Origin of the sequence: Kitasatospora sp. NPDC059462 (assembly GCF_042749955.1) — a bacterium.
Classification (GTDB): Bacteria; Actinomycetota; Actinomycetes; order Streptomycetales; family Streptomycetaceae; genus Kitasatospora.
Genome location: NZ_JBHYUU010000093.1, coordinates 23,512 through 32,444 on the forward strand (window position 1 = coordinate 23,512; position 8,933 = coordinate 32,444).

An 8,933-nucleotide genomic window follows, 5' to 3' on the forward strand; every position below is an offset into this window, starting at 1 on the left:
ACCGGACGGTGACGGGAGGGGCACGGCATGGTGAGCAGGAACGGCGAGGCCGCACGGGACGGCGCGAAACCGGCCGGGAACGGGGAGGCGCGCAGGAGCCGGACGGCCGGCCGCCGGCTGCGGCTCGGCAAGCGGGTGACCGGGATGCTGGCGGTGTTCACCGCCCTCGCCGCGCTGACCGGTTCGCAGACCGGCCTCGGCTTCTCCCCGGTCGCCGCGGCGGGTGCCGCGCAGGGCCTGCCCGGCACGGCCACCGGCCCCGACGGCACCACCGCCCCGCCGTTCGGCGACGCCACCACCGGCGTCCCCGGGATCCCCGGCACGCCCGGTGTCCTCGGCACCGCGCCGGTCGACGGCGGTGGCACCCTGCCGCTGCTCCAGCCGCCGCTCGCCCCGCTCACCTCGCCCTTCACCGACCCGCAGCGCAACGGGCCCGCCCTGCCGCAGACGGTCTTCGCCGCCTACCGCAAGGCCGAGGCGGCGCTCGCGGTGCGCTCGCCCGGCTGCCACCTGCCCTGGCAACTGCTCGCCGCGATCGGCGAGGTCGAGTCCGGCCAGGCCGGCCGGGGCGCCGTCGACGCCGCCGGCACGACCTTCCGCCCGATCCTCGGCCCGGTGCTGAACGGCGCCGGCTTCGCGGCGATCGCCGACACCGACGGCGGCCGCTACGACGGCGACGCCGCCTGGGACCGCGCCGTCGGCCCGATGCAGTTCATCCCCTCCACCTGGGCCTCCTGGGGCGTGGACGCCAACGGCGACGGCAAGGCCGACCCGAACAACATCTTCGACGCCGCCGAGGCGGCCGGCCGGTACCTGTGCGCGGGCGGCCGCGACCTGTCCGACCAGGCCCAGCTGGACCGCGCGGTGCTCGGCTACAACCACTCCTCCGAGTACCTGCGCACCGTCCGCAACTGGATGGCGCACTTCGGCAGCGGCAGCCCGGTCACCACCCCGGACCGCCCGGGCACCCCGAGCCCGCTCGCGCCGCTGCTCCCGGCCGCGCCGCCGAGCCCGCTCGCCCCGGTGACGCCCGCACCGCCGGTGACGCCGGGCCAGGGCGCCGGTGCGCAGCCCGCGCCGGGGGCGACCACCGGCCCGGCCACCACGCCGTCCGGGACCCCGTCCGCGGAGCCCACCGGCACCCCGACCGGCGCCCCGTCGCCGAGCGCGACGCCCTCCGGCTCGCCCTCGCCCTCGCCGTCCTCCTCGGCCTCGCCGTCGCCGAGCGCCACCCCGTCCGGCACTCCCGGCACCACGCCGTCCGGCAGCGCGAGCCCGGAGCCGACCGCCACCGAGACGGCGACGCCCACCCCAACGGCGACCACCACCCCCTCCGGGACGCCGTCGACGACGCCCGGCACTCCGAGCGCCACCCCGACCGCGACGCCCACGGACACGCCCACCGACTGCGCCACGCCGACGGGCACCCCCACCGGCACCCCGAGCGCCGGCCCGTCCGCGAGCGCGAGCCCGTCGGCCACGCCGAGCGCGACGGCCACCGCGACCGGCCCCGGCTGCCCCACGCCGACCGCGACGGCCACGACGGGCGCGCCCTCGGCGGCCCCGTCCGCCGCCGCCACCCCGAGCGCCTCGCTCTCCCCGTCGGCCGCCGCTCCCTCGGCGCACTGACCGGCCCGGCGGTCCCGCACGACGACCCCGGCCCGGCTCCCGTTCGCCCGGGGGCCGGGCCGGGGCGCGCGGCGAGGTGCGCGGTGGCATGCGCGGCGGGCGTCCCTCAGCCGCCCTCCGCGCGTCCGGCCCCCGTCCCACCGTTCCCGCCGATGTCGTCGGCGCCCTCGTCGGTGTCATCGGCGTTCTCGCCCTCGTCCCCGTCCTCGCCGTGGACGATGCCGGCCGCACGGTCGCGCTGCTCCTGTACCCGCAGCGGCTCGTCCGGGTCCCGGTCCGAGGTGCGGGGCAGCTCCGGTCCGTCCGGCCCGAGGCGGACCACCGGTTCGACCCGGACCGGCCGGAACCGGCGGCCGGCCACCCGGACCTCGTCGGCCCGTCCGGTGTCCAGCCGGTCGGCGGCCTCCGCGTACCGGGCCGGCTCCTCCTCACCGAAGTGCGGGTCCAGCCGGGGCGCGAACTCCCGCAGACAGGCGGCCAGGCAGTCCCGGGCGCCCTGCGGGGTCTCGCAGGCGCCCGTCATCGGCCCCCCGCGGCCGTCCCGGAACTCCGCGACCGCGCAGTGGGCCGGCAGCACCATCACCTCGGGGTGGAGGTGCGAGGCGAGCCGCGCCCCGTCCCGGACGTCCTCCGGGACGAACCGGCCGGCCGGCACGAGTGCCGTCAGGTCCAGCCGCAGGATCCCGTCGACCGGCGTGACGCCGGCCGCCGGGCCGATCACGAAACCCTCCACCCGCGACGGCAGCCGGTACCCCTCCCCGACGGCGGCCGGGTCCGGGTCGGTGGGCCGGGGAGGTTCGATGCCGTCCGGGCCCGGGCGCAGCACCTGTTCGGCGCGGAGGACGCGGTAGTCCCGGCCGGCCACCGAGATCTCGTCGAGCGCCTCCCACTCCGGCCGCTCGCGGGCCTCGGTGCAGGCGGCGCGCTCCGCGTCGGTGAGGGTCCGGGGGCCGCGAAGCGCGTCCCGGGACCGGCCGGAGCCCAGGACCGGAAGGTGCGGCCGAGGTCGTCCCGGGCAGACCCGGCTCCCGGACCGGCCGGCACCACGGCCGGCCGGGTCCTGAGGGCGGTCCGGAAGGCCGGTCAGAGGTGCTTGACCAGCTCCGGCATGAGGTCCTGGAAGGTGCGCCCGGTGGCCGGCTGCCCGATCGCGGTCATCTGCCAGCCGCCCGCGGCGCGCTGGACCTTGGCCATGATCTGCGCGGTGTACGCACCGCCGCCGGTGAGCGTGTACCGGGCCAGCTCGGCGCCGGTCTGGGTGTCGACCAGCCGGCAGAAGGCGTTCTCGACCTCCTGGAAGGTCTGGCCGGTGAACGAGTTGACGGTGAAGAGGATCTGGTCCACCTCCGCCGGGACGGCGGTGAGGTCGACGGTGATGGTCTCGTCGTCGGTCGCGTCCCCGGCGCCGCCGGTCAGGTTGTCCCCGCTGTGCCGCACCGAGCCGTCGTTGCTGGTGAGGTGCTGGAAGAAGACCACGTCGACCGGCTTGCCCCCGGCGAACAGCACCGCCGAGGCGTCCAGGTCGATGTCCTGGCCGGCGAACAGCTTCGCGAGGAAGCCCTTCTTCTGCACGGCGCGCCAGCCCAGGCCCATCCGCACCACGCCCAGTCGGCCTCCACCCGGCTTCTCCAGGCTCAGCTTCTGACCCTTCGCCAGCGAAACGCTCATCGCGCCCTCCTCGTTGCTCGCCTGCACGCCTCGAATCTACAGCACTGTAGATCTTTTCGGTGCCCCGCGTACGCCCTCGTCCCGGGACACCTGCATACCCCGCGGACGCGCCGCGGAAGCGGATCCCCCGCCGTCACCGGCCACGGAACGCCCCGCGGACGCGATGATCCACGCGACCCGCCCTACGCCCGCTCCAGGCGGACCAGGGCGTCAATCGCCTCGGCGTCACCCACCGGGCGGCGCACCCGTTCGGCGCGGACGGTGCGCAGCCCGGCACCGGCCAGGTCGGCGAGGACGTCGTCCGCGGTGAAGAGCACCGCCGGGTCCTGGGGACCGCCGGTCCCCTCGGCGAGGTTGCCGGAGTCGTGGCCGACCACCAGGAGGGTGCCGCCCGGGGCGAGGGCCCCGGCGGCCGCGCGCAGGGCGGCCCGGCGGTCCTCGGCGGGGAGCTGGAGGTAGGCGACGAGGACCAGGTCGTAGCCCTCGGGCGGGGCCTCGAAGGTGCGGGCGTCGCCGTGCCGCCAGGTGAGGCGGTCGGCGACCGCGTCCGGCAGCGCGGCGGTGAGCCGTTCGGCGCGGCCGAGGGCGACCGTGGAGAAGTCCAGCCCGGTGACCTCCCAGCCGAGGCCGGCGAGCCACATGCTGTTGCGGCCCTCCCCGGCGGCCAGGTCCAGGGCCCGCCCGGGGGCGAGCCCGGCCAGCTCGCGGACCACCCAGCGGTTGGGTTCGGTGCCCCAGACCAGCTCGCTCGCGGTGTAGCGGTCGTCCCAGGCGCGGCTGTCCATGACCCGTTCTCCGTTCGACGCGGGACCTCTCGGGAGGCCACCGTACCGGGCCCGCGCTCCTCGCACCGGTCGTGCGGCCGCCGACGGTCCGTCCAGCGGACACCCTTGACGGCGAATATTGGTCCAGTCCAATCTGTGATGTCGTGACCGCGACGGCCCCCGGGCCGGTCCGCGCCACGCATCCGCACGCCCTGCCGCATCCTGCCCTGCCGCACGTGTACACCCGACCGCGCACCCCCCACGGCGCCCGGTCCGGCTCCCCCGGCCCATCCCGGGCCATCGCACCGCCGGAACCCCCACTCCTCCGGAGGACCACCGCATGCACGACCGTGTCATGTCCGCGCGCCCCGCTGAGCGCCGGACCGTCGCTCCGCGCCGCCGGGCGCTCGCGCTCGCCCTGGCCGCCACGCTCAGCACCGGCAGCGCCGCCCTCGCGCTCTCCCTCAACACCGCCTCGGCCGCCGCCGTCAACCTGCTCACCAACGCCGACCTCGAAACCGGCACCCTGGCCGGCTGGACCTGCGCCAACGGATCGGTCGTCACCACCCCGGTGCACGGCGGCAGTTACGCGCTGAACGGCGCCGCCTCGGCCTCCGACACCGCGCAGTGCCAGCAGACGGTCACCGTCCAGCCGAACACCAGCTACACCCTGGCCGGCTGGGTGCGCGGCAGCTACGTCTACCTGGGTGCGACCGGCACCGGCGTCAACGCCCAGACCTGGGCCCCCAACGCCACCGGCTGGACCCAGCTGAGCACCACCTTCACCACGGGCGCCAACACCACCTCGGTGACGGTCTTCACCCACGGCTGGTACGGCACCGGCGCCTACCAGGCCGACGACCTCAGCCTGACCGGCCCGGGCGGCCCGACCACGACGGCCAGCCCGACGGTGACCACCACCCCCACCACCACGAGCAGCCCGACCGCGACCAACAGCCCCACCGCCACCAACAGCCCCACGGCGACCAACAGCCCGACGGCCACCAACAGCCCGACGGCGACCAACAGCCCGACTGTGACGCCCACCGCCACCTCGACCGGCACCGGCCCCACCGGGGACGGCAAGGTCACCACGCCGACCGGCGTCACCGTCACCAAGGTCACCCACAACGCCGTGGTCCTCAAGTGGCAGCCGTCCACGGTGAGCGCCGGCGACCTCCCGGTCGCCTACAAGGTCTACGCGGGCGACCAGCTGGTGGCCACCTCGATGGGCACCTCGGTGGCGGTCAGCTCGCTGCTGCCGACCCGCGGCTACACCTTCACCGTCCAGGGCTACTCCGGCACCCACGCCTCCGCCCAGTCCGCCCCGGTGAACACCACCACCGCCGCGGCGCCCGCGAACAGCCCGTTCCGCGCGGCCTACTTCGACCAGTGGGGCGTCTACGAGAACGCGTACCACGCGAAGAACGTCGACACCAGCGGCGCGGCCGGCAAGCTGGACGTCATCAACTACGCGTTCGCCAACATCCACCCGACCAACCTGACCTGCTTCCAGGCGGTCAAGGCCTCGGACTCGGCGAACGAGAACAACCCCAACGCCGGTGACGGCGCCGGTGACGCCTACGCCGACTACCAGGCCGACTACAACGGCGCCACCAGCGTGGACGGCACCGCCGACACCTGGGAGCAGCCGGTCAAGGGCAACTTCAACCAGCTGCGCCAGCTGAAGGCCAAGTACCCGAACCTGCGGTTCACCATCTCGCTCGGCGGCTGGACGTACTCCAAGTACTTCTCGGACGCGGCCGCCACCGACGCCTCGCGCAAGAAGTTCGTCTCCTCCTGCCTCGACATGTTCCTCAAGGGGAACCTGCCGACCAACGTCGCCGGTGACCCGGCGGGCGGCGCGGCCGCGGCGGCCGGTCTCTTCGACGGCGTCGACATCGACTGGGAGTACCCGGGCTCGGCCGGCGGCCACACCGGCAACCACTACTCCCCCGCCGACAAGCAGAACTTCACCCTGCTGCTCAAGGAGTTCCGCACCCAGCTGGACACCCTCGGCAACGCCCAGGGCAAGCGGTTCCTGCTGACCGCGGCGCTGCCCAGCGGCCAGGACAAGATCGCGCAGCTGGAGACCGAGAAGATCGGCGCGTACCTCGACTACGCCGACATCATGACCTACGACATGCACGGCTCGTGGGACGCCAAGGGTCCGACCAACCACCAGGACCCGCTGCACGACAGCCCGGCCGACCCGACCACGCCGATCACCCCGGGCAACCGGAAGTACAACGTCGACACCACCCTGACCGCCTACACCACCGGCCTGCCGGAGTACGGCATCGCGGGCGGCTTCCCGGCGAACAAGATCGTGCTGGGCGTGCCGTTCTACTGGCGCGGCTGGACCGGCGTGCCGGCCGGCAACAACTTCGGCCTCTACCAGAGCGCGACCGGCCCGACCCCGGCCAAGCCGCTGAGCGCGGAGGCCGGCCTGGCCGCCTGGAAGGAGCTCAACCCGACCCCCGCCACCACCCACTGGGACCCGGTGACCGAGTCCTCCTGGGTCTACGACGGCACCAACTTCTGGACCGGTGACACCCCGCAGGCCGTCCAGGCCCGCGGCGCGTACGCCAAGAGCAAGGGCCTGGCCGGGATGTTCGCCTTCTCCCTGGAGAACGACGACGCCTCCGGCACCATGCTCAACGCGATGAGCAGCAGCCTGAACTGACGCTCCCTGCAGCGGCCCCGGGCGGCCGGTCGGTGGTGGTGCACCGGCCGGTCCCCCGGGGCCTCGTGGCGTCCCGCCGTCCGGGGGCGCCGGATCAGCGCTCCGGCACCGGGTCGACGCCGCCCCCGCGCCGGGCCACGCCCGGGCGGCAGCGCAGCAGCCGGCCCGCCGTCAGCCGCGCACCGCGCAGCGCGCCGTGCCGGTGCAGCGCCTGGACGGCGTAGGTCGAACAGGTCGGGGTGTACGGGCAGCAGGCCGCTCGCCCGGGGCTGATCTCGGTGCGGTAGTGGCGCACCGCGCCGTACAGCACCCCCGCGACCAGGCCCCTCGGCGGCGGCGCGGCCGGGTCCGTACGGTGCGCCGCGCGCCGCGTCCGGCCGCCGGCGAGGGCGAACCGGAGACCGGCGGCCATCATCACCGGGAAGAGGCCGATCAGGCAGGGGCCGTCGCACCCGCCGCCACCGCCACCGCCGCAGCCGTCACCGTTCCTTCCCCCGCCCCGGCAGCCCCCGCCCGTACCGCCGCCTCCGCTGCAGCCGGGCGGGAGGTAGTCCTCCAGGTCGCTGTCCTTCTTCTTCTGCCCGTGCCGCCGCAGGTAGGCCTTCCACTCCTGTTGCCGGCGCTTGCGCCGGCGCCGCTCCTCGGCCGGCAGCCACCACCAGGCGCGTCCAGGGTCCTGGGTCGTCGGGAACTGATCGCCCTGGGCGGGCTCTTGATGGGACAACGCTGGCGGTTCCTCTCGGCGCACGCACGCCGGGGCCGACCCCCAGCGGCCCGATCAGACTATCGAAGACCACGGGGCCGGCCCCCTGGAACCACCGTTCAGGCGCTCAGTCGCCGCCGCCCAGGTGCGGGAACAGATCGGTGAACGTCTCGGTGGTGACCGAGACGCTGCGGCCGAACGGGTCGTCGAAGTCCCAGATGAGGAACAGCAGGAAGGCGATCAGCGCGCTGAACGCCCCGGCCAGCAGCAGCTCCCGGCGGGAACGCCGGATCTGCAGCGCGAACACCATGCCGACCGTCACCACGGCACCCACGATCAGGCCGAACCAGACCACGCCCGGCATGGTCGGGCCGGCGTTCTGCCCCCGCGCGTTGCGGGCGTCGTCGGCGACGCTGATCCGGTCCATGATCGGCTGGTAGGCCTGGGCCTCCAGGTCCGAGGCCGGCGTACGGGTCGCGACGTCGGTGCGCAGCTTCTCCAGCAGTTCGGTGCCCCGGTCGGAGAGTTCGCCGTTCTCGCGCATGTACGTCCACTCCACGTCCACCACGTAGGAGACGTAGGCGTCGACGTCGGCGCGGATCTTGTCCCGGAACTCCACCGGGTAGACCTGCGCCCGCTCGCTCACCTCGTGCAGCGACTGCGCCTCGCGGAAGACGTCGTCCTGCGCCACGCCGCGCGCCTCCCAGACGCCGGCGATGGCGAGGCCGAGCACGATCGCGTAGACCACGCCGATCATCATCGTCATGTACTCGATGACGTCGGGCGTCTCGTCGGTGTCCTCGTCCTCACCGGCGCGGCGGTGCCTCAGCAGCACCACCGCCACCACGACGGCACCGGCCGCCAGCATGGCGATGGCCAGCGCCAACCACTCGGACATGGGAACTCCTTTCTCGGTCGGGGATCGACGGGGTCGATCGGAATCAGTCGGGACCGTTCGTCGGGCCGGGTGCGGTCCGACGAACGGGAAGCGGGAGGGGGAGCGGGAGGGGAGGCGTCGTCAGGAGCCGCTGGAGGCACCGGATCCGCCGCTGCCGCCGGAACCGCCGGAACCGCGGGAGCCGCCACCACCGCCGCGACCGGACCGGCCGCGCGGCCGCAGGGCCGCTGCCGCGAGCACCGCGGGCACGGTGACGACCAGCATGGTCCGGGTCGTCGCACCGCCGTGGTGGCGCTCCGACGCCTGGACGGGCGGGGCCTGCGGGACGGCGCGCACCGTCGGGGCCGACCGCACCGGGCTGGGCGCCGGGGGCGTGGGGGCGGGCGGCGGGGGCGGGGTCGGCGCGGGCGGTTCGGGCGCGGGCTCCGGAGGCGGGGGCGGCGGGACCACCGGCGCGGGCGGCGGAGTCGCCGGTCTCGGCGTCGGCGTCGGGGTGGGCGCCGGTGGCCTGGGCGACGCGGGCGGCGGGGTGGGCCGCGGCGGCGGAGCGGGCGAAACAGGCGTGGGGGGCGCCGTCTCAGGGGC

Annotated in this window: 8 protein-coding genes; 3 read left to right on the plus strand and 5 right to left on the minus strand. The window is 75.3% G+C overall.

Features of this window, described 5'->3' with window-relative positions; translation table 11 throughout:
- Positions 1–27: 27 nt before the first annotated feature.
- Positions 28–1,629 carry a lytic transglycosylase domain-containing protein gene (locus ACFXAM_RS22615; protein ID WP_380293970.1) on the plus strand — a complete coding sequence of 534 codons (1,602 nt, stop codon included), beginning with the start codon at positions 28–30 and terminating at the stop codon, positions 1,627–1,629.
- Between the two features lie 106 nt (positions 1,630–1,735).
- Here ACFXAM_RS22615 and ACFXAM_RS22620 read toward each other — a convergent pair whose 3' ends face one another.
- The 3 genes from ACFXAM_RS22620 to ACFXAM_RS22630 form a co-directional block, all read right to left on the minus strand.
- The gene (locus tag ACFXAM_RS22620) at positions 1,736–2,794 is read right to left on the minus strand and encodes a DUF5954 family protein (protein WP_380293984.1); all 1,059 of its coding nucleotides are present in this window, start codon (positions 2,792–2,794) and stop codon (positions 1,736–1,738) included.
- Positions 2,713–3,297: a TerD family protein gene (locus ACFXAM_RS22625; RefSeq protein WP_380293986.1), complete on the minus strand. Its 585-nt coding sequence runs from the start codon at positions 3,295–3,297 to the stop codon at positions 2,713–2,715. Before ACFXAM_RS22625 ends, ACFXAM_RS22620 begins: the two co-directional genes overlap by 82 nt.
- 182 nt (positions 3,298–3,479) lie before the next feature.
- A complete protein-coding gene (locus ACFXAM_RS22630) occupies positions 3,480–4,082 on the minus strand; it encodes a class I SAM-dependent methyltransferase (protein ID WP_380293972.1) in 603 nt (200 codons plus the stop codon).
- Between the two features lie 319 nt (positions 4,083–4,401).
- On the opposite strand from ACFXAM_RS22630, the gene ACFXAM_RS22635 reads away from it, so the two are divergent.
- The gene (locus ACFXAM_RS22635) at positions 4,402–6,747 is read left to right on the plus strand and encodes a glycosyl hydrolase family 18 protein (RefSeq protein ID WP_380293974.1); all 2,346 of its coding nucleotides are present in this window, start codon (positions 4,402–4,404) and stop codon (positions 6,745–6,747) included.
- Positions 6,748–6,841: 94 nt separating this feature from the next.
- Here the strand turns inward: ACFXAM_RS22635 and yidD are convergent, their stop codons facing one another.
- Together yidD and ACFXAM_RS22645 are read right to left on the minus strand one after the other, a co-directional pair.
- Complete coding sequence (gene yidD, locus ACFXAM_RS22640) at positions 6,842–7,471, minus strand: membrane protein insertion efficiency factor YidD (protein ID WP_380293976.1); 630 nt, start codon at positions 7,469–7,471, stop codon at positions 6,842–6,844.
- Positions 7,472–7,577: 106 nt separating this feature from the next.
- On the minus strand, positions 7,578–8,348 hold the full coding sequence (locus tag ACFXAM_RS22645; RefSeq protein ID WP_380293978.1) for a hypothetical protein: 771 nt from the start codon (positions 8,346–8,348) through the stop codon (positions 7,578–7,580).
- Between the two features lie 250 nt (positions 8,349–8,598).
- On the opposite strand from ACFXAM_RS22645, the gene ACFXAM_RS22650 reads away from it, so the two are divergent.
- The coding region (locus tag ACFXAM_RS22650) for a hypothetical protein (protein ID WP_380293980.1) at positions 8,599–8,933 on the plus strand (335 nt) is incomplete at its 3' end.

Bases quoted from the DNA above. Each gene is read 5' to 3' on its own strand.
- ACFXAM_RS22635 (WP_380293974.1), top strand. From the start codon at position 4,402: ATGCACGACCGTGTCATGTCCGCGCGCCCCGCTGAGCGCCGGACCGTC.
- ACFXAM_RS22625 (WP_380293986.1), bottom strand. From the start codon at position 3,297: ATGAGCGTTTCGCTGGCGAAGGGTCAGAAGCTGAGCCTGGAGAAGCCG.
- ACFXAM_RS22615 (WP_380293970.1), top strand. From the start codon at position 28: ATGGTGAGCAGGAACGGCGAGGCCGCACGGGACGGCGCGAAACCGGCC.
- ACFXAM_RS22645 (WP_380293978.1), bottom strand. From the start codon at position 8,348: ATGTCCGAGTGGTTGGCGCTGGCCATCGCCATGCTGGCGGCCGGTGCC.
- ACFXAM_RS22630 (WP_380293972.1), bottom strand. From the start codon at position 4,082: ATGGACAGCCGCGCCTGGGACGACCGCTACACCGCGAGCGAGCTGGTC.